The organism is Shewanella sp. SM29, assembly GCF_025654245.1.
GTDB lineage: Bacteria > Pseudomonadota > Gammaproteobacteria > Enterobacterales > Shewanellaceae > Shewanella > Shewanella oncorhynchi.
The window spans coordinates 70,662-90,997 of sequence record NZ_JAKKRN010000018.1; the positions used below are offsets into that span (position 1 = coordinate 70,662).

Consider the following 20,336-nt stretch of genomic DNA (forward strand, 5'->3'; position numbering starts at 1 on the left):
AAATTGCGAAAGCGTGCTCGATACAGGCTTTTCTGAGTAAAACACCCTCTTTACATGCTGCAATCAGATTTTTGCCTTCAACTTAATTAGTATAAGACCGCTTTTGGCACAAAGCCGAGATCCGACGAAGTGGTACTTTCCGTGAAAGTTGTGGTGCGATTAATTTGCAACACGTGGTAATTAGCGGTTGCAATGTGGTGGTAAATTAAGTGCAATTAATCAAGAAGGTGAATCAATGAGTGAACAACTGAACTGTCAAAGCCGCATGGATGCGGCGACAACTCTGCACTTGCCGCAAACAACTATCCCCGTCCTGCTAAACCAATGACGTAAACTCCTATCTCTCCCGACTTGTTGGAACAAGTCGCACTCACAAGGTGCAATTAAACACTGAACAAAAATTCATGGATGAATGGTTACCGCCGAAGGACTCGGCGCAAATAAAAAACGTACATACCATTATACACAGTATGTACGTTTGAAATGAAAGCCGCTGACCCTATATGTAAAGCCCTGTCACTCACTCACACGCGAATAGACACTGTTTTTACTATATACTCGCATTGACAGTGCTTTTTCTTTATCTATCAATATGTAAAGCCAGCTTACACTCAGCTTAAATAGCTTTGCCCTGCGTACACAATAAAGTGTCTTAAGGCGAGTACACCCGTTAAGCTCGCACAAGCCACCATGATCATCGCGCCCTTAGTGTGGCGAGTCGCGGCGGGTAACAGCATAAACAGCAATGGAATACCAAAGCCAATACCGACAACACCTATCCAGAACACGCTTGCCCATAGCCCAGAAGTTAACGATGCTAAGGCCGCTGCCGCCGCGCCACCCTTGAAGTACAAGGCGCAGAACAACATGAACAGGAACAGGATTTCAATCGCCATCACAGGCAATTCTAAACCGTGCATCTTCACTAAAGTTTTGTCGTGGCTGTCAGTCTTAAACATCAGCAACGCCAGTACCGCATTTGCCGCAGCGCCCGCCGATAGACCTGACACTAAAAACAGCGCAGGCAGCACCGCAGTGTTGAGCATAGGATAGGCATTCATCGCCGAAATTAAGAAGCCAGTGTAAGCCCCTACGCCAATGGCGAGGACAAACAACAATACTTCAATCAGCCTTCGAAATGGCATAAGTAACTTAGCGATAGGTGTTAGGAAACCCAAACCCCATTTTGGTAAGTCATCCCGCAGCACAATAATGGCGTACGCAAAAGCTAAGGGAGAATACGCCAGCAGCGCCAGCACCCCGATTGCCATCACAGACTGGAAGTTATAGTGAATTAAGATCAGCCAAAAGTGGAATGGTTTGGTTAAGTCAAACACTAAGCAAGCTAAACCTAAGCTAATTGCCACAGGCCCAATAATGGCTGCCGCCTTAAGAATGCTGCTTTCAGCTCCCGCGCTGAGTTCCTTATTCGCCCAGCGTAAACCAATGCCAATCAATAAACTGCCCGCGGATAACCCCGCCATAAACAAGTAAACGGCGATGACCCAGTGCCAAGTGACAGGATCATATTGCGCCATGTCGCCCCAAGTATTGTTCATAATCAAATCCCCCCTCTTTTGGTAGGAACGCGATATACCCTAGGTTTAGTGCCCAAATGGGTTTTATCTTGGTAAGTGATTTTAGTGTTGAGCATGATGGCCACTTCACTCTGCGGATCATTAGCATCACCAAACACTAAGGCATCGGTTGGACACACAGTCACACACGCCGGCTCTTCGCCCCGTGCTAAACGACTGTCTTTACAGAAGTTACACTTATCCGCCGCCTTGGTTTCTGGGTTCATAAAGCGCACTTTATAAGGGCACGCTGCCACACAGTACATACAGCCGACACACTTCTCGATATGGATAGAGATAATGCCGTCTTCACCCACATAGGCCGCACCCGTTGGGCACACCTTAACGCAGGGTGCATCTTCACATTGCTGGCAAGATACCCTGTGATATTTGAAATGCAGATTGGGCATCTCACCAAAGGGGCCTTCCACACGCACTTGCAGACGAGTTACGCCTTCGGGTACGCCATTTTCACTGCGACACGCCACGTTACAGGCTTGGCAGCCGATGCACTTATTCTCGTCGTGCACCATTACATATCGTTTATTCATTTAAGCCTCCGATTAGCGCTTTGCCAGCGTGACGCCCGTGGTGTGCACTGTCATGCCACACACAGGAGCAGTAACGTGCGGCAGTAAGTTACCGCAGTGGATACCTTTGCCCGTTGCTCTGACCAACTCTTTGTTTTTAGAACCAAAGCCCATGTAAGCAAACACAGTATCTTGGCGAATGCCCGGCGTGACTAAGGCATGGCCTTCTTCTGTGCCAACACTGCTGGTGAGGCGGATTGGGTCGCCATTGCTGATCCCTAACTTGCCCGCAGTAACAGGGTGAACCCACACAGCGTTATCCGACATCAGGTTAGCGAGCATAGGCACATTGTGGGTTGCGCCATTGGTGTGCACCGCCACTTTGCCTTGGATAAAGTACAGCTCATCTGCTTTTTTAAGATTCACTTCGCGGAACTTGATCACCCCACGGCCCGGTGCCATGGCTTCGACTTTCGCGGAAGTGAGTTCAATCTTGCCACTCGGGGTTTTAAAGGTCAGTGCACTGGCGTAAGTGCCGTCTTCATCGGCAGGTCGCGCATTGGGGTATGCCTTAATAAACTCGGCAACCATCTTAGGCTCGCACAACATAATTGGCTTACCGAAGCTCACGAAACCTTCGTCTTTGATCCGGCGCAGCAGGTCAGTGTCGCGGTTCACCTGCAGCATTTGCAGGGTTTCCATGTTTTCCCATGGATAGAACTCGCCAAGGCCCATAGCCACACCCACATCCTTAAAGATCTGCCAAGAAGGCTTAGTATCACCTAAGGTTTCAACGACCCGTTGGCGCACATAATAGGCCGGATTTTTACCTGACTTATCAGCAATTTCTTCATCACGTTCAAGATAAGTTGACTCAGGTAAAATCACGTCCGCATAGGCGGCGGTTTCGCTGATATACACATCACACACGGCGATAAAGTCGAGCTTTTTCATCGCTTCAACAACGCGCGCTCTGTCTGTCATGGTTTGCATTGGGTTAGTGCGTGACATCACCCAGCCGTGTAACTGGTAAGGAACAGCGCTTAACGTGGCATCGAGAATGGTTTGGTAAACGCCGCCCGATGTCCACATCATGGCGTACTGCTCTTCCACCTGATCGATACGTTTCGCTGCTGGTTTTGGCATGTCTTTCACGCCAGGTTTTGCTAATACGGGCGCAACCGCTTCACCGGCAAGCTTGTTGTAATCACCGGGTTTCTGGCCGATATAAATCCCGCCTTTACGCTCAATATTACCAATCAAGACGTTGGCGGCGTAAAGGGCGCGGCGCATCTCAAACTCTTCGGTGGTAAAGGTGGCTCTGTGACCAAAATCGACCACAGCATGGGGCGCTTTAGCAGCATATTCGTGGGCGATACGACGAATGTCTTTGGCAGGCACATCGGAGATGGTTTCAGCCCATTCAGGGGTATAAGCTTTCACTTCGGCGGCAAAGGCTTCGAAGCCTTCCACATAACGCGCGACAAATGCCTTGTCGTAAAGATTATCTTCAATCAATACATGGCATAACGCCAAGGCGACGGCCACGTCGGTACCGGGGCGAATGGCATACCATTCATCAGCTTTATCGGCCACAATGGAGAATCTTGGCTCGAACACCACCAGCTTGGCACCTTTGTCCATCTGCGCCGCCATCATGCCGCGGGTTTCGGACATATTGATGCCTTCGTACAGGTTATGGCCGAAGTTAATGATGTATTTAGAATTACTTAAATCACGTTTGACCTTAGTGCCAAAAATAGCCTTAGCGGCAATTTCATAACCACCAGGGCAAGTCGACGCGTGGGTAAAAGTATTTGGACTACCAAAGGCGGTCGCAAGGTGAAACAAATGCTTTTCTTGTGAGCCAGATTTTGACGAGAATGCCACGGCTTCTGGGCCATGTTCTTTTTTGATTTTATTGAGGTTTTCAGCGATTAATTTATAAGCCTCATCCCAACTGATCTCAGCCCATTTGCCTTCGCCGCGCTCACCGACCCGCTTTAACGGTTTAACGATACGCTGTGGATCGTACAATAAACTATGGCCTGCGCCGCCACGGGCACACACTTTACCGCCAAAGGATTTAGCGGCCTTGTTGCCACTAATGAAGACGTTTTTGCCCTCAATCACCCGCGCCGAAATCGGGCAGCGAGTCGAACACATTTCACAAATACTGGCAATGTCTTTGCCCATGCCCTTTAGCTGCTTATTCTCTAATGCCGCTAAGCTGCCCGGCAGCAGACTGGCCAGCGCACACGTGGCGCTGCTCGCTCCTGCTCCCTTTAAAAAGGTTCGCCTATTAAGCTCAATCATGGTTACCTCCATCACGCTCATCCCACCCGTCAGTCGCCACATTGGACGCCATCGAGCAGAGATTTGCTCACTGATTTGATTACTTTTTTAGTTATAAAGCGTTAAAACAGCGCCACCATATCTTCAAAATACACGGCATACGCTGAATACACTGCTCATCCACAGAGATTGTTATCCCGAAAGAGGTAGGTGGGTATTGTGGTAAACCACATGGGGAAGCTCGGTGTGATCTACCGCAACTAAAACCTAGGACTGACCTTGAAATACGTGAATAAGATCAATAGGTCTTAAAAAACGGACAGAAAAAGCCGCCAGATGGGACAAATGGCGGCTTCAAAAATAAACAGATATTTCAGTAAATTGCGATAATACTCGTGGGATGAGCATCACTATGCTGAGTAAAAAGCTGAGTAAAAACCTACCACAATCCTTAATCCATTAATTCTATATCGAGGCAGTTGAGCAGCCGAATCGCTTCGTCACGGCTAAACTTAGCGCCTTTGATTTTATTGTTAAAAATGTCGATATCGTAATTGGATGCCTCGCTGAAATCCGCCTCCAATAATTGAGTTCGGCCAAACAGACTATGACTAAAATCCGTGTAGGTGAAATTGGCTTGATTAAAACTGCCCTCGCGAAAATCGACATCGTGGGCCTTACACTCTTCGATGATAATTTCATCGAGGGACAAACCTAAAAATGAGCAATCATTTAAGATGGATTGCTTAAAGGAAAAGGGCGCGGCAAAGGATAAACGCGACCACGCGGCGCGGGTCCAATCGATACCGACTAACTTACATTCTTCAAACTCCACCCCGCTGAACTGACACTGGGGCACTTTTACTAAACTTAAGTTGCAACGCACAAAGCGGCAATCGATAAACTTGCACTTACGGAAAGTGCTCTCGCTAAAATGGCAATCTTGAAAGCAGCAATCCTCAAACTCGATGCCCTGTAGATCTTGGGCTAATTCCGACAAGCCATTGAACTGTTTTGATAAAAAACTATTGCCCTGCAAAGCCGCGCTTTGCGCGAGTTGCGATGGCGCAAGCACCGATTGTTTAAGCACTGGTACTTCTTTCTGTGACGACATAACACCTCTAATCCTGCCCAATCCCCAGCAATAAAATATGCAGGGCAATTGGGCTAGGTACTGCTTATTATTGACTCTCTGATACGAGGCTTGAGACTCACCGGCTAAATGCTCGCGATGAGTTCCTCAAGCTGATCGGTCGCCTTAGACCACCCCTGATAAAACCCCATATCCTCATGATTCTGCCTATCTTCGCTATTCCAATGCAGCACCCGCGCAGTGTACTTGGTCTTACCATCTATAGGTTCAAACATGATGGTTGCCGTCATAAAGGCTTTATCGGACGGCACCCAAGCCTCAGTAAAGGCATCGGTAAATACGATGCGCTCATTCTCAACCACCTCGAGATACACGCCACGATTCGGGAAATCCTGTCCCTCAGGGCTGCGCATCACGATAACATTTGAACCACCGGCACGCACATCTAAGCTCGCGCTAGCCACAGTCCACGGCCTTGGCGTAAACCAAATTTTGAGGAGTTCTGGCTCGGTCCACGCGCGGAACAGCTTTTCTGGCGGCGCATCGATAATCCGCTCTAATACTAGCTCTCGTTGATTATCATTATGTACATGCTGACTTGTGCTCATATTCCCTCCATTGGATATTTGGCTTGATGGTCTTGTCGGCTGCAGCTACGTCATAAGCTCGCACATCAGCGTGCTAAAATACAGCCCTTCAACATTAGCTCGTCCGCAGAACACCAGCCCTCCATGATGCTCAGCACTGAGTGTTAGCGCGTGATTCCCTTGCAAATCCTTACGCCCGCTAGATTCAAGCCACAGAACTATATAAAGAGCAGTGTAAAGGGCTGTGTAAAGATCTGTGCAAAGAGCGATGCAAATAGCCGTGGCAAATTTTGTCAAAAAAGGTAGAATGTCGCCACTTTTTCGCGGCAGTCTAGAACAAGGTTCTCTCGGATTAATGGTTAGCATTTTCGAGCAAAATGGCACGGGCCCAGCCCGCTTTCGCAGACCACTTTCACTGTGGTGCCAACCTTGCCCTGCGTTTGTTCCATCCCTTGCATTATCTCCACCCAACACAATTCAAACACCGCCCGGAAATACCCCTTTTGCTGTTCAAGATTTAACATCAAATCCCGCAAACTGGCTGAACGCTTTACGCCCTAAGCCAAGTGCGAATAATAAAGCGGTTGCAATGAATCTGGCTGTTGCTAACGCCATAGTCCATCTGCAAACCGACACTTATAAAAACCTTATCCCTACACTCTCTATCCTAAGGAATACTCGTCATGAGTCTTGCTGATTCCGTATTAGCCGTGAATAACGATTTGCCTATCCGCACCGACAGCCCAGTCCACAGCGGCAAGGTTCGCAGCGTTTACTGGCTAACCGATGCCGACAGCCGTCGTTTAATCAAAACCAAAGGTTATAACGTCCCCGAAGATACCCCGCTCGCCATCATGGTGATAAGCGACCGTATCTCGGCCTTCGACTGTATCTTCCACGGTGAAGGCGGTTTAAAAGGCATCCCAGGTAAGGGCGCGGCGTTAAATGCGATATCTAACCATTGGTTTAAACTGTTCGCCGAAAACGGCCTAGCCGACAGCCATATTTTGGATATCCCGCACCCGTTCGTATGGATAGTCCAAAAAGCTCGCCCCATTAAAGTCGAAGCCATTTGTCGCCAGTACATCACAGGCTCAATGTGGCGCGCTTACTCAAAAGGCGAGCGAGTATTCTGTGGCATTACACTGCCAGAAGGCTTAGAGAAAGATCAAAAGCTCCCTGAGCTGTTAATCACCCCATCGACTAAGGGCATTTTAACCGGTATCCCAGGCGTGCCAGCCCAAGATGACGTGAACATCAGCCGCAGCGATATCGAAGCCAACTACAAAGCCTTTGGCTTTGAAAAGTTAGAAGATATCGACCTGTACGAGAAGCTGTTAAAAGATGGCTTTAAAGTGATATCAAAAGCACTGGCCGACATTGATCAAGTGTTTGTCGACACTAAATTTGAGTTCGGTTATGTGACCGATAAAGATGGCAATTCAAAACTGATTTACATGGATGAAGTCGGTACTCCAGACTCATCACGTATTTGGGACGGCGCCGCCTACCGCGATGGCAAGATTTTAGAAAACTCCAAAGAGGGTTTCCGCCAGTTCTTGCTGAATCATTTCCCAGACCCTGATGTGCTGCTCAACAAAGACAGAATGCCAGAACGTGAAGCCCTCGCCCGCGACAATGACCTGCCACTTGAGGCCATGATGCAAGTGTCACGCACTTACACCGGCGTTGCCGAGAAAGTGACTGGCGCGGCGATTCCGCTGCCAGCGAATCCTAAGGCAGATATTATTAAGATACTCAAAGATGAGTATGATCTGATTGTTTAATCAGATCTGCTGTGGCTAGGGTGTTACCCTCAACCTAAATTGAAAAAGGCGCTTAGGCGCCTTTTTTGTTTACTTCGAAAAAGTAGATTTTCCAAACTTCGTTTGGATCAAAGTCGTGGGGCTTCACCCCACACCCGACCAAGAGGGGATCAACAGCAATCCCCTCTTGGATCTCCCTTGCCGCCCCTAGCGAAGTTACATGCATTAGATACTAGCTTCGTGCTTATTCGAAAATAGCTAACGCTTCCGATGGAGCGTCCCTTCCCCCCGAAAGCTACGCAGACGTCCTGTCTGCGTCACGCTATTTTCTTCAACACCCTTCAGCAACTTCTCAGGGAAAGGTGAACTTCTGTGGCTTCGGTGTTGCTTGCGAGTAATGCAAAGCAAACAGAGTGATACCAAACATCACTTTTAGAAAATTTAACGATGGGTGGCTCGTTAAATCCTTGAATGCACGAGAACGACCATGACCGGACTCACGCAATTTCTTCCAGCACCCGCGGCGACTTCGAAGATTATAATCACCATAACCATTGCAGCCATCTGTTTTATATGGCATTTTAACAGCCAATGTCACATTTAAACACGAAATCTATATATGTTTACAATACTTATTAATAATCTTCCTTCTACTTTTTAGCGCAAATAATAAGACTAAAAATTCAATTATTATGCGATTAAACTCAATAAACCAATGGAGAAATATGTGGAAAATTACATTGATTTTTAGTATATCTCTTCCTAAATGAATAAAAATTAAATTGAAAAAATAATAAAGAATTAAAAATGAAAATTAAATTCGAACTTAAAAAAGACTTCTCAAAAAATCATGAAATTATTGTTGATAAATTTTTTCAATTTGTAATCATTGGCGACAAAACAGCTGGAAAAACTAGAAGCGTAGATATTTTCACTGCTATTAGTTACCGAGCAAAGTCGGGTGATACTGTTCCTCTAAAAATAGAAGCAACTTACGAAAACTACTCGAAAAATAATCAAAAAATATCAATTGAAAACATCAACAAGCATGATTACTACCAGAAAGATGACATATTAAATCAATTTTGGGGAGCCAATACTAAAACGTTAGAAAATAGAGATTTCTCAGAAAAATTCCCTGTCAACTCCCCTGAATATGCTGGCGAAATAGACTCATTTTTTAGTGCACTAACAAATAATATTTTATTCGTTGAAGAATCCAACAAAGGCATTGAAAAATTCTTTATAATACCCAACAAGATAAATATCTCAGAACAGAAAATAAAGCTTACTCCCAGTAACATAAAAATACCGCCTTCTATAAAAAATTTTGCGTCTCATGGATTCTGGATACACACAAGATTTACAGGTGAATTTAAGGAAGGTGATGGCACTTTCTCATTCCAACATGAGATAGACTCAGATGAAAATTTGTCATTTCATGACTTTAAAATATACTATCAAGTCCCAAAAGATCATGATATAAAATATTTCAATTATAAACTAAATGAAAAAGACGTTGAAACAATTAAAGTATATTCTCAACAAAACACCTCATATTTTGACGATTGGAAAAAACTTAAAATATACAATTCATCTTTGTTAAGATTATTGCATGGAAACTCTGTAAATGATGAACTAAAAAACAGTAGGAAAAAGAAACTCATTGGTGAAATAGAATTAATTGACAACAAAGCAAACAGAAAAAAAGAACTTTACACTATTATAATTAGCATGTTCTTCTCTTTATTAGTTTCACTTGGTCTTGATGCTACCAGGTTAGCAGACAAAAACTTTTCCAGTCTATTTATCATAAAAACTTTAGAATTAGATATATCTTCATCAATTGTCTGGTTTATGCTATGTATTGGACTTATTATTAAATATATATTTATTTCTAATAATGATCTTTCACTCTTAAGAAAAATTATCTATACTCTTGTTTCCATACCTATATTATTTTCAATGTTTGCAGCTATTCATATTCCTGACACACTAGCAAGCTTCAGCGATGTTGATTCATGCATACAGCCCTTTATCATATTCGATGTAGCGGTAGTGGTCTTTTTTACTATTGGCCTCATTTTTCAGAAGACTGTTGCATTTTTAAATGCTAGATTTATGCATTCATCTAATAATTTTTTAGTTAAACTAACAACAAGAGCAAAACAATTTGTTAATGTCATTTGGGGGTAGTCAGATGGAATGGTATAAAGATATCCTAATAAATAGGGATAATTTTGGTCCAGATACTCTTATCTATGGCGCAAGAATATATTATCGATACATGGATAAAGTATACATACCCAAACAACCAAGCGAATTAAACTCACTCGAAGTCGCATGGTTATCGGAGGTTAGATTAAAACTTGCAGATGAAATTATTGACTACGATTACTCAATGGATGTTGTATCAGAGATATATAATCTTTCAAAAATACCTAACTCAGGGACGATAATTGATTTCGGATGTGGTGGAGGTATGTTTCTTCAATATATTAAAAATCGTCAACCGAAAGCATGTCCATCTAAAATTTTAGGACTAGATATATCGCAATATGCACTAGATCAAGCGAAAAACTATTTCGTTACAAACAATAACAACTCCACACTTACAAATATAAATTTTGAGGGCAACCTATTTAATGAGGCTGGAATTATAAGTGCGGATGACGCATCTTTCGATGGTGCGATATCAAGCTTTGTAATGCATTTTAAAATATATGAGTCCCAGATGAAAGAGATATATAGGGTTCTTAAACCTGGAGCTAAATTTTGTTATAATGATTATATTTACAACAAATATGCCGGTCATGCAAAAAAGGTTAAGAGTGTTCTTGAAGATATTGGGTTTGTAACGGAAAGCTTTACAAAAACATTCAAATCTAACATAGATAAAAACCTAAAAAACCATTTAATAGTGATTGCTAAAAAACCTTTATGATAAAATTTAACCCTAACAAAAAGATAGGACATGCGTAACTCTTTTAGGTTTTAAGATAACAGCCAACACCTAAGCCGCTGAAGTTCATCTTCTCCTGCGAAGTTGCTGAAGGGTGTTGAAGAAAATAGCGTGAGTTTGGAATGGATGCCAAGCTAGCTTTCGGATTCTTTATTTAATTAATCGGGGATGGACCATAGGAAACGTTAGCTATTTTCGAATAAGTACGAAGCCCTGCTTTATAAATAAAGAGTCAATGCATGTAACTTCGCTAGGGACGCCGGGGGATTTCCAAAAGGGGAATAGGCGTTTTTTCCCTTTTGGTCGGGTGGGGGGTGAAGCCCCACGACCTTAATTTTTACTTTGCTTAAAAAAACTATGAGGGACATATTAATCATATAAAAAAGGTGTGACACTTAGCGTGTCACACCTAGATAATTAATTATTAAATTATAAATATCAAAAACGAATAATTAGAATCGATATTCAACACCTAAACTGGCTTGATTAAAGTCTGTATCTGTTTTTCCGCCATTGGCGACGCTATCGACATTAATATCTGCATCATACCAAGTGTACTCAGCATTAATTAAAAATCGATCTGTGACTTTAAATGCCACACCGGCGCCGGCGAATACACCTTCACCATCGTCATTGCCAGAAAAACCGACGACGTCATAATCTGTCGAATACCATAACTGACCACCTTTAGCATATAGCTCTACTCGGTCTGCAATGGGAAGCATGACTTTAAGGGCTGCCGTATAACCATCGGTTTCGGCATTTGCTAAACCATTACCATAATCACCAAAGTTAATGTAACTACCTTCAAGAGCAAGGTATTTATTAAACTTATAACCAACAAGGCCCTGCATTACATCACTATTATCATCAAAATCATCATCGCCATCGACTTTTAAATAACCGTAGTTAGCGCCGACATAGATTCCGTTTTCTGCGGCATCACTGTTGCTCATGTTATCTGCATGAGAATATGCACTAAAAGAGGCTAAAGAAATAATGGCAGCTAAAGTAAGAATGGGATTTTTCATAAAGTACTCCTAGTTAATTATTTAAATACACTAAGGACATTACAAAAATAATGCCAACCTCGCAAAACCACACTCAGTTCAATACATAATGAAAACAATAACCTTACTTATCAATGCGATATATTTATTTTAATATTTTAAATTCAAGTTAACTATTTTTATAAAACACATGAAACTTTTTTCATACTTACACTAAAGCCGTGCCAATTCTGTCTTAATGTATTTATTTCCTGTGAAATTGTAACTATTTCATAGGCAATGAAATAAACATACAATTTTATTACATTCAATTAATTCTATTATCATTTCTATTGTGCGGCTTCTTTATTAAAGCAAGCTTTAACGGGAATACTGTGCCGCAGCGTTATGAACAAGAGTTATGGATAACGAACTAATTGTTAAATATGGACGTTATTTGGCAAGGAATATCCAAAAGGGGAACGGTACTTTCCCCTTTTGGTCGACTCTTGATGAAAAATTAAGAGTGAAGCCTACAACTTTAATTTGGCTTTACATAAAAACAGACTGAAAGAGAAGCGAGATTTAACGAGTAACACTGACATTATGAGCAGACCTTCTGTTACCAAACTTCAACAGAAGGTCAAATCTTCACGCAAACAAACAGCGCATTACCTGATGCTAAATCCCACGGGACAATTCTTTCATAATCGTGTTCGAAAACATGCACTTCAAAATAGGGCGCTAACAATTCCTGCAGCTCAGTGAAGCTGGTAGCGACCATAGCATGTTGATCTTGCCATTGCTCAATACTGTGGACTTCTTGTAAGCCCACTTCTTGCAAACCTGCGGCGTGTAACCCTGCTTCCAGCGAGCCTAAGCCTTTCATATCAGAGACAGGTAAAGGCGAGACCTCAGCAAACGGCTGACTGCTTTTGGCAATACTCAACTTTAATGACTGTTTCTCACCTTGCCCACTGTAATGCCAGCCGGATTCGAATGCGAAATGGCTACCATCAAACTCGGCAAAATGCTTAACCGAACTTGTGTTATCGATTCTGTGCTTATCGACAGTATTAAAACAAAACAGCCCACCATCATTAAGTGCGCTATGCACACTGGCGATACAGCTTTTAAGGCGTTCGATGCAAGCACTGTAATGGATGGAGTATAAAAAACAGGTAATCAAATCGACGCGCTCTTCTAAATAAAAAGCCGTCATATCTTGGAGGTTAAACTGAGCTTCAGGACAACGACGCATGGCCATGTCTAGCATAGGCTGATTGATATCTAGGCCACTGCACTGATAACCAAGGTCGATAAAATGCCGCACATGCGGACCGGTGCCACAGGCTAAATCAAGATGTTGCTTACCATTATTACCGAGGAACTGATGCAGACGATGAATACTCGCGCTCTGTTGCTGGTAGTTAATATCGGAACACATTAAATCGTAATAACCGGATAAATCGGTATAGAGCGCGTTGGAAGACATAGTAGCGAATAGGTAACAAGGGCAATTTTAGGTGGCGCATGATATATCAGTTAGCCGATATCAGAAACAAAGAATTATCCATCGTGTCTCTGCACGTGTTATCACTCTAATCGTGCAACGATATCAATCCACCTAACCATTTACTTTGGGGCGTGAAAGCTCAGCTCTTCATAGGAACTTAAATATTCGAGTTGTGGTTTGGCAAAATAATACCCCTGAAAATACTCAATCCCTATTCCAGCGAGATAATTAAGTTCGGCTTCAGTCTCAATGCCTTCGGCCAAAACTCTTGTGTTAAGCTCTAAACAAATACGCAGTATTTCATCCACGGCTAACTGCTTTTCTCTATCGAGATCGATATCACGGATCAAGGTCATATCAAGTTTTAATACTTGAGGGCGCAGGGCTTCGAGCCAGCTTAAATCAGCAAAACCACTGCCAAAATCATCGATTGCCGTGATAAAACCACGCTTAGCATAGCTCTCGAAGATACGGACTAATTTTGCCCGATCAACAATTTGCTCGCCCTCAGTCACTTCGAACATGATTTTGTGAATATCAAACCCATACATGTCGGCGGCTTCAATCGTCGCGCGGATACAGGTCTCAGGGTTATATACGGCATTAGGTAAAAAGTTGATACTGAGCATCTTATCGAGTCCCAGCTTTGAAGCGGTTTCTATCGCTTTAACACGGCAAGCCTGATCAAAATAGTATTTATTATTTTCATTAATCCGCTCAAACACCCACGCAGCCCCTTCACCATCAGGGCCTCTGACCAGAGCTTCATAACCGCTAATCTCACGACTAGGCCAATGGATAATAGGTTGAAATGCCATTCGAATTTCAAATCCTAATGACTTACCACTTAAGCAATCCATGCAAGTTTGTTGCTTTATTCGAGCGGGAAAATCCATAAACGGCCTCCTAAACATTAACCTTACTAGTGTGAGGATAAATACTTAAATTTGCCAGTTTTTACTGTTCATCATCCTAATAAAATCCATCACATATTAGAGTGAAGAATGCTATTTCCAAAAATATAAAACGATTGTAAACGACATAAAAAAAATGGATGAATCCCAATAGGAGCTTCATCCATCACCATAGGCCTCAGACTGATTTACTTCAGTTTATAAACCACTTCAACTCTATCTTCTATGCTCACTTGACCGTACTGATAGCTCTCGGCGGCGCCCATGGCATCGGCTTTAGCGCTCATACGCAACATGACAGGTTGCACAGGGCGTTGATCGTAATAACGGATCTGCCAAATCTTACCGAGATTTTCACCAAAGCCTTTAGCCAAAGATTCGGCTTTTTGTTTGGCATCCACAATCGCGGCTTGACGTGCTTTGGCGACGTATTCAGCTTCTTTGCTCGACTTAAGGGCGATGTTATTGACCCGATTCATGCCCTCTTCTAAGGCAGAATCTAAAATAGCATTCAAGCGGCTTAAGTCTGTTACCGTCACGGTAATTTGGCGACTGGCAGTATAACCCGTCAGCTCTGGCGCTTTATCCTGCACATAGACGTATTGCGGTTGAAGATTTAAATTCGCGCTCTGGATCTGATCTTTAGTCACACCCGCTGCGGTGAGACGGGCGATAAACTTAGCCACGGCGGCATCGGAATTATCTTTGGCGGCTTTAGCGGTTTTTTCGGTCACGGCCACTTCCACATTCACATCCGCCATATCGGGCTCGACTTGGATTTGGCTGACCCCCATGGTTTCAATATGCGGGAAATCGACCTCAGCGGCGAGTACCGCTGGCGCCATAAACGCGCTAGAAAAAAGACCACCCGCCACCAATACCGCTAAAAGAGAATTTTTCATAACTTACTCCAAAATAATGTGCTTATACCTAAACCACTTCAAATAGAACGCATATTCAAAACGAGACGGCTAAAACGACTGTGTCGCTTATTTAGCGCTTAGGCTATCAGTAAAAAGTGCCAATACTTGTGCCAATATGTAACAGCATCAAGAAATTGTCTCTTGCCCCTATAAACGCGGCCAATTTTAAAAAGGGTTAATTTTTCTGAAAATTGTTTAGCGCTTTTTATCCAGATGAGTTCGACCTTGGATCTTTGGCTTGTCTTCCTATATCCACACCCAAAATAGGCCTTAGGGTTAACTGGCATATTCAGCGCCCCAGCTGTACACTTTTCAGCCAAAGCTACTGTACCTTTTAATCACTTCAGGTATAATCCGCCAACTTTTTTAAGGCGGCTTATACCTCAGCGAGAAACCATGACAGTTGAAACTTTTAAACCCAAGCAAACGACCACGCTTGATATCCCAGTCAAAACATTAGAAGCAGCAAGCACTAATGCTGTTGCCACTGGGAATCGCATCGGTTTCGTGTCTTTGGGCTGCCCAAAAAACCTCGTGGATTCAGAGCGTATTCTGACTCAGTTACGCATCGACGGCTACGAAGTCACTAACAGCTACGACAATGCCGACTTAGTTATCGTCAATACCTGCGGCTTTATCGATGCTGCGGTGGAAGAGTCTCTAGATGCTGTGCGTGAAGCCTTAGAAGAAAACGGCAAAGTGATCGTCACTGGCTGCCTTGGCGCCAAAGAAAACCAAATCCGTGAAGTGCACCCAGATGTGTTAGAAATCACAGGCCCACACAGCTACGAAGCCGTGTTAAAGCATGTTCACAAGTACGTGCCTAAGCCAGAGCACAACCCTTTCACATCATTAATCCCACAAACTGGGGTTAAGTTAACGCCTAAGCATTACGCTTATTTAAAGATTTCAGAAGGTTGCGACAACCGTTGTACTTTCTGCATCATCCCTTCGCTACGTGGCGATCTCGACAGCCGCCCAGCGGGCAGCATCTTAGATGAAGCTAAGCGTTTAGTGGAATCAGGCGTACAAGAAATTCTAGTTGTGAGCCAAGACACCTCGGCCTACGGCAAAGACAAAGGCGGTCGTACCGATTTTTGGAACGGTATGCCAGTCAAGCAAGACATTACTAGCCTAGCGCGCCAACTGGGTAAAATGGGCGCTTGGGTGCGTCTGCATTACATCTATCCATACCCATGGGTTGACGATTTGATCCCCTTGATGGCCGAAGGTTTGATCCTGCCATATTTGGATATTCCAATGCAGCATGCTAGCCCGCGCATCCTCAAGATGATGAAGCGTCCAGGCCGTGTTGACCGTCAGTTAGAAGCGATTCAACGCTGGCGTGAAATCTGCCCAGATCTAGTGATCCGCTCAACCTTCATCGTTGGCTTCCCAGGTGAAACCGAAGAGGATTTCCAAATCCTGCTCGATTTCTTGAAAGAAGCTCGTCTCGACCGCGTAGGTTGCTTTAAATATTCTGAAGTCGATGGCGCTGTCGCCAACACTATCGCTGAGCTTATCAGCGAAGAAGTTAAAGAAGACAGATACCACAGATTTATGGAACTCCAAGCCGAGATCAGCGCCGAGCGTTTAGCCCGTTTCGTTGGCCGTACTTTAGATATTCTGATTGACGATGTCGACGAAGAAGGCGCCATTGGCCGCAGCTTCGCCGATGCACCAGAAATCGACGGCATGGTGTTTATCAATGGTGAAACTGAGCTAGAACCTGGTATGTTGGTTCGTGCCCGCATCACCCATTCAGATGAACACGATCTGTGGGCTGAAGTAGTCGACGCTGACACCCAAGACTAAGCTGTTCTGACTATAGGACAGGCTATGACTCAAAAAGCGAACCTCTGGTTCGCTTTTTGTTTTTATCATTTCGTAAGCATTAACACTGCGAATGCTTCAGCATCCTTACTCCACTGTTTCTTCACACTGTCTTGGCCCACGATATTGATTCATTGCCAGCCTCAATTTCGCTGATTTATCAGCAGCTAGGATGAGACGTTTTGAATTAAGCATTAAGCATCGGGTCCCAACATCTTATTGGCATCGACCCACAGCTCGAACTCTTCTGCTGTCACAAACTCAAGTTCTAATGCCGCTTGGCGCAGTGTCTTATGCTCGCTATGGGCTTTTTTGGCTATCTTAGCGGCCTTTTCATAACCGATATGTTGATTTAGCGCCGTCACTAACATGAGTGAGTTCTCCACATGCAGCGCGATTTGTGGCTCGTTCGCCACTATGCCGACCACGCAATGATCGCGAAACGATTGGCAAGCATCCCCCAATAAGCGCCCCGATTGCAGCACATTGGCGATAATCATCGGCTTAAACACATTGAGCTCAAACTGACCATTGCTGCCGCCAATCCCAACGGCGACATCATTACCCATGATTTGCGCGCACACCATAGTCATAGCCTCGACCTGAGTCGGGTTCACTTTTCCCGGCATAATGGAGGAACCGGGTTCATTTTCAGGCAGTAATAACTCACCGATGCCGCAGCGCGGACCAGAACCTAACATCCTAATATCATTTGCGATCTTCATTAAACTGACCGCCGCCACTTTATAGGCCGCCGACAGGGCGACTAATTCATCGTGGGCAGCAAGGGCAGCAAACTTATTCGGCGCCGTCACAAAGGGCAACCCAGTGAGTTTTGCGATATTGTCCGCCACCTTAACGGCGTAATCCTTGTGTGTATTCAGCCCAGTGCCGACGGCGGTCGCACCTAAGGCTAACTCGGCCACCCGCTTGAGACTGTGCTCAATGCCTTCGATGGCATGACTTAACTGCGCGGCGTAACCCGAAAACTCTTGGCCTAAGGTTAACGGTGTTGCATCCATAAAATGTGTGCGACCGATTTTGACTAGGTGCGCAAACTCCTCGGCCTTATCCTGCAAGCTCTGCTGCAATAACCTCATGCAGGGCAAAACCAGCTCTACGGCTTGACGATAGGCGGCAATGTGCATGGCGGTGGGAAAAGTATCGTTGGAGGATTGCGAGCGGTTAACATCATCATTGGGGTGCAAGCATTTAACCGCATCGATAAGTTGCCCACCCGAGAGCACATGGCCGCGATAGGCAATCACCTCATTGACGTTCATATTGGTTTGCGTGCCCGAGCCCGTTTGCCAAATCACTAAAGGAAATTGCGCATCGAGTTCGCCTGCAATCAGCTCATCGCACACTTGGGCAATCAGTTGAGCTTTATCTTGGAGCAAGATGCCAAGTTGTTGATTGGTAATAGCGGCGGCTTTCTTTAAATAGCCAAAAGCGTGGATCACTTCGACAGGCATAGATGCCTCAGCACCAATACGAAAGTGCTGCCGCGAACGCTCGGTTTGTGCGCCCCAATAACAATCGGCGGGGACTTTCACCTCACCCATAGTGTCGTGTTCAACTCGATATTGCTGTGCCATGTGCATCTCCTTCGCTAAAACGCTCTAAGCGTTCACCATACTCGCTCAGGGCGAAAGTACAATTAACCTCCAACAAGGAGTATCAATAATAAGGCTGATTTAAGCGTAAAGATTGGCGTAAAGGCAGGTGGAGAAGCATGAATTGGTAGGATTAACGAGGCACTAATACAGCAGACTAAAACAGCGAACTAAAGTAGTAAAAAAGCAGATTAACAAAAGCGCAGACCTAGAAAGTCAAAAGGGGCATCGCCCTTGTGCTGATGCCCCTTTCGGTTTTGTGCCTTACGGTCGTATGACCCTTTGCCCTTTTTCGCTTTCTCGGTGCGGGTCCTAAACAAGGGACTCGTCACTAACGCTTTTAGTGCGTTATCGGTAATGGTGCCTCGACCACTTTCGTGTTCTAAGGGCATATTTTGCGGTTTTTGCTTAGTCATTTTATGCCTCACTGCTTAATGAAAGTTAAGCCCATAGCCTAACAGCGCAAACTATAACGCAATCAAATCAGATGTACAGAGTTTGTGCACTCCAACATAAAAAATGACTTTGACTAGTAGGAAAGTATGATAGATTATTCAAACAAAAATAATATATTAGCTTAATAATCAATAAGATTTTATTAATAGGTTTAGTGAGTGGATTTTGCCATAACCTTTATTGGCACTCTGGTTACACTTTGTAATCGACAGATAAGGAGATCAATTTGACATCCGTGTTAGTCGCTCAATCTTGGCTCGGTGCACTGCTTTTACTGATAACGCTTCAAGCCCCGCTTGCCAGTGCTTTTTCCAGTTCAGATTCCTGCGTGATGACCATGGGGTATCGCACCAGCGAACGCTTACCCTTTATTGGCGACGAGTCCAATAACACGGGATTTTATCACGAACTCTACCAAGCGGCGGCGGACAAGATTGGCTGCAAACTCAATGTGGTGCGCGCACCTAAATTACGTATTCTGCGGGATCTCAAACTCGGCAATATCGATTTTTATCCCGGCCTTAATTTCACCGAAGAGCGGGCTCAATACGCGCATTTTATCCCCAATGGACTTTCACAACGTGCGATTGGCATTAGCCGTGCTGGCGCCGCCGATATTCGCTCCATTGAACAGTTAGCCCATAATGAGATGACCCTCTTAATCGCCCCCGGCAGTTATGACTTTGGCGGCTTACCCGACAAAATTAAGGTACGCAAACCGCCTGAGCTAACCGTCCCTAAAGCCTTGGATTATTTACTTTCAAACCAAGGTGACTTTTTTATTTATGATCAAACCACTTTGCATTATTACCTCAAAAATCGTGACCAAAGCCAGTTTAAACTCCACTATCACTACAGCGAATTACCGCAGGAAATGTACCTCGGTTTCTCGAAAAAAAGCCGCCACTACCGCGGTAGACACAACCCCAACTATCGCGCCGATATCCCCATCAGCCCAGATAACAGTCCCACTGTGTTAACACCAGATTCTAAAGTCTTTGAATTTGCCAAAGCACTCGCCGATATGGATTCCCAAGGTGAAACTCAGCGCTTGTATAGCAAGTATTTTGGCTAGCTTAAATCACAAAAAGTACCGCTAACGCAGAGTTCTATTGGACCTCTTATCAATTGAGGTACCAATAAAGAGCTAAGAGAATCATGCCTAACTGATTAAAAAGTGGAAAACTTGTCTTCTGCTCAAGCCATATTCTGATGTTTTAACTCGCTTTGTTACCCTCTGCGACAATATGCCGCACCTGCCACACTGAGATGCTCTTTA

General features: G+C 44.3%; 17 protein-coding genes. 6 read left to right on the plus strand and 11 right to left on the minus strand.

Features of this window, described 5'->3' with window-relative positions; genetic code table 11:
* Positions 1–611: 611 nt before the first annotated feature.
* The 5 genes from nrfD to L5L77_RS13775 form a co-directional block, all read right to left on the minus strand.
* A complete protein-coding gene (gene nrfD, locus L5L77_RS13755) occupies positions 612–1,559 on the minus strand; it encodes an NrfD/PsrC family molybdoenzyme membrane anchor subunit (protein WP_263222945.1) in 948 nt (315 codons plus the stop codon).
* A 2-nt stretch (positions 1,560–1,561) separates the two neighbouring features.
* Positions 1,562–2,128, minus strand: a complete 567-nt coding sequence (locus L5L77_RS13760; RefSeq protein WP_263193257.1) for a 4Fe-4S dicluster domain-containing protein — start codon at positions 2,126–2,128, stop codon at positions 1,562–1,564.
* A gap of 12 nt (positions 2,129–2,140) precedes the next feature.
* Positions 2,141–4,423, minus strand: coding sequence for a thiosulfate reductase PhsA (gene phsA / locus L5L77_RS13765; RefSeq protein WP_105251315.1), 2,283 nt, complete (start codon positions 4,421–4,423; stop codon positions 2,141–2,143).
* 430 nt (positions 4,424–4,853) lie between these two features.
* Entirely contained in the window at positions 4,854–5,516 is a 663-nt protein-coding gene (locus L5L77_RS13770) for a pentapeptide repeat-containing protein (protein ID WP_107402699.1), read from the minus strand.
* Positions 5,517–5,620: 104 nt separating this feature from the next.
* On the minus strand, positions 5,621–6,103 hold the full coding sequence (locus L5L77_RS13775; RefSeq protein ID WP_263222946.1) for an SRPBCC family protein: 483 nt from the start codon (positions 6,101–6,103) through the stop codon (positions 5,621–5,623).
* A gap of 247 nt (positions 6,104–6,350) precedes the next feature.
* Here L5L77_RS13775 and L5L77_RS13780 point away from each other — a divergent pair, with 247 nt between their 5' ends.
* The 4 genes from L5L77_RS13780 (at position 6,351) to L5L77_RS13795 (ending at position 10,792) form a co-directional block, all read left to right on the plus strand.
* Positions 6,351–6,779 carry a hypothetical protein gene (locus tag L5L77_RS13780; RefSeq protein WP_317629711.1) on the plus strand — a complete coding sequence of 143 codons (429 nt, stop codon included), beginning with the start codon at positions 6,351–6,353 and terminating at the stop codon, positions 6,777–6,779.
* Complete coding sequence (locus L5L77_RS13785; RefSeq protein WP_263222950.1) at positions 6,766–7,869, plus strand: phosphoribosylaminoimidazolesuccinocarboxamide synthase; 1,104 nt, start codon at positions 6,766–6,768, stop codon at positions 7,867–7,869. Before L5L77_RS13780 ends, L5L77_RS13785 begins: the two co-directional genes overlap by 14 nt.
* Before the next feature lie 786 nt (positions 7,870–8,655).
* Positions 8,656–10,044 carry a hypothetical protein gene (locus tag L5L77_RS13790; protein WP_263222951.1) on the plus strand — a complete coding sequence of 463 codons (1,389 nt, stop codon included), beginning with the start codon at positions 8,656–8,658 and terminating at the stop codon, positions 10,042–10,044.
* Positions 10,045–10,048: 4 nt separating this feature from the next.
* Positions 10,049–10,792 (plus strand): class I SAM-dependent methyltransferase, encoded by a 744-nt coding sequence (locus L5L77_RS13795; protein WP_263222953.1) that lies wholly within the window; start codon positions 10,049–10,051, stop codon positions 10,790–10,792.
* Between the two features lie 470 nt (positions 10,793–11,262).
* On the opposite strand, the gene L5L77_RS13800 is transcribed toward L5L77_RS13795, so the two are convergent.
* The 4 genes from L5L77_RS13800 to L5L77_RS13815 form a co-directional block, all read right to left on the minus strand.
* Positions 11,263–11,841, minus strand: coding sequence for a porin family protein (locus L5L77_RS13800; RefSeq protein WP_263222955.1), 579 nt, complete (start codon positions 11,839–11,841; stop codon positions 11,263–11,265).
* 601 nt (positions 11,842–12,442) lie between these two features.
* Complete coding sequence (locus tag L5L77_RS13805; protein ID WP_105251307.1) at positions 12,443–13,294, minus strand: class I SAM-dependent DNA methyltransferase; 852 nt, start codon at positions 13,292–13,294, stop codon at positions 12,443–12,445.
* 140 nt (positions 13,295–13,434) lie between these two features.
* Positions 13,435–14,211, minus strand: coding sequence for an EAL domain-containing protein (locus L5L77_RS13810; RefSeq protein WP_113940061.1), 777 nt, complete (start codon positions 14,209–14,211; stop codon positions 13,435–13,437).
* A gap of 206 nt (positions 14,212–14,417) precedes the next feature.
* Positions 14,418–15,131, minus strand: coding sequence for an oxidative stress defense protein (locus L5L77_RS13815; protein ID WP_263206857.1), 714 nt, complete (start codon positions 15,129–15,131; stop codon positions 14,418–14,420).
* Positions 15,132–15,548: 417 nt separating this feature from the next.
* On the opposite strand from L5L77_RS13815, the gene rimO reads away from it, so the two are divergent.
* Entirely contained in the window at positions 15,549–16,967 is a 1,419-nt protein-coding gene (gene rimO / locus L5L77_RS13820; RefSeq protein ID WP_219250655.1) for a 30S ribosomal protein S12 methylthiotransferase RimO, read from the plus strand.
* Positions 16,968–17,179: 212 nt separating this feature from the next.
* Here the strand turns inward: rimO and fumC are convergent, their stop codons facing one another.
* Positions 17,180–18,583 (minus strand): class II fumarate hydratase, encoded by a 1,404-nt coding sequence (fumC, locus tag L5L77_RS13825; RefSeq protein WP_263222956.1) that lies wholly within the window; start codon positions 18,581–18,583, stop codon positions 17,180–17,182.
* A 209-nt stretch (positions 18,584–18,792) separates the two neighbouring features.
* Positions 18,793–19,017, minus strand: coding sequence for a ribosome alternative rescue factor ArfA (locus L5L77_RS13830; RefSeq protein ID WP_131523432.1), 225 nt, complete (start codon positions 19,015–19,017; stop codon positions 18,793–18,795).
* Positions 19,018–19,283: 266 nt separating this feature from the next.
* Between L5L77_RS13830 and L5L77_RS13835 the strand changes: the two genes are divergently transcribed.
* Positions 19,284–20,132 carry a substrate-binding periplasmic protein gene (locus L5L77_RS13835; protein WP_317629712.1) on the plus strand — a complete coding sequence of 283 codons (849 nt, stop codon included), beginning with the start codon at positions 19,284–19,286 and terminating at the stop codon, positions 20,130–20,132.
* Positions 20,133–20,336 lie beyond the last annotated feature (204 nt).

Bases quoted from the DNA above. Each gene is read 5' to 3' on its own strand.
- L5L77_RS13800 (WP_263222955.1), bottom strand. From the start codon at position 11,841: ATGAAAAATCCCATTCTTACTTTAGCTGCCATTATTTCTTTAGCCTCT.
- L5L77_RS13830 (WP_131523432.1), bottom strand. From the start codon at position 19,017: ATGACTAAGCAAAAACCGCAAAATATGCCCTTAGAACACGAAAGTGGT.
- L5L77_RS13790 (WP_263222951.1), top strand. From the start codon at position 8,656: ATGAAAATTAAATTCGAACTTAAAAAAGACTTCTCAAAAAATCATGAA.
- L5L77_RS13775 (WP_263222946.1), bottom strand. From the start codon at position 6,103: ATGAGCACAAGTCAGCATGTACATAATGATAATCAACGAGAGCTAGTA.
- nrfD (WP_263222945.1), bottom strand. From the start codon at position 1,559: ATGAACAATACTTGGGGCGACATGGCGCAATATGATCCTGTCACTTGG.
- L5L77_RS13785 (WP_263222950.1), top strand. From the start codon at position 6,766: ATGAGTCTTGCTGATTCCGTATTAGCCGTGAATAACGATTTGCCTATC.
- L5L77_RS13805 (WP_105251307.1), bottom strand. From the start codon at position 13,294: ATGTCTTCCAACGCGCTCTATACCGATTTATCCGGTTATTACGATTTA.
- L5L77_RS13810 (WP_113940061.1), bottom strand. From the start codon at position 14,211: ATGGATTTTCCCGCTCGAATAAAGCAACAAACTTGCATGGATTGCTTA.
- rimO (WP_219250655.1), top strand. From the start codon at position 15,549: ATGACAGTTGAAACTTTTAAACCCAAGCAAACGACCACGCTTGATATC.
- L5L77_RS13815 (WP_263206857.1), bottom strand. From the start codon at position 15,131: ATGAAAAATTCTCTTTTAGCGGTATTGGTGGCGGGTGGTCTTTTTTCT.
- L5L77_RS13795 (WP_263222953.1), top strand. From the start codon at position 10,049: ATGGAATGGTATAAAGATATCCTAATAAATAGGGATAATTTTGGTCCA.
- fumC (WP_263222956.1), bottom strand. From the start codon at position 18,583: ATGGCACAGCAATATCGAGTTGAACACGACACTATGGGTGAGGTGAAA.
- L5L77_RS13770 (WP_107402699.1), bottom strand. From the start codon at position 5,516: ATGTCGTCACAGAAAGAAGTACCAGTGCTTAAACAATCGGTGCTTGCG.
- L5L77_RS13780 (WP_317629711.1), top strand. From the start codon at position 6,351: ATGCAAATAGCCGTGGCAAATTTTGTCAAAAAAGGTAGAATGTCGCCA.
- L5L77_RS13760 (WP_263193257.1), bottom strand. From the start codon at position 2,128: ATGAATAAACGATATGTAATGGTGCACGACGAGAATAAGTGCATCGGC.
- phsA (WP_105251315.1), bottom strand. From the start codon at position 4,423: ATGATTGAGCTTAATAGGCGAACCTTTTTAAAGGGAGCAGGAGCGAGC.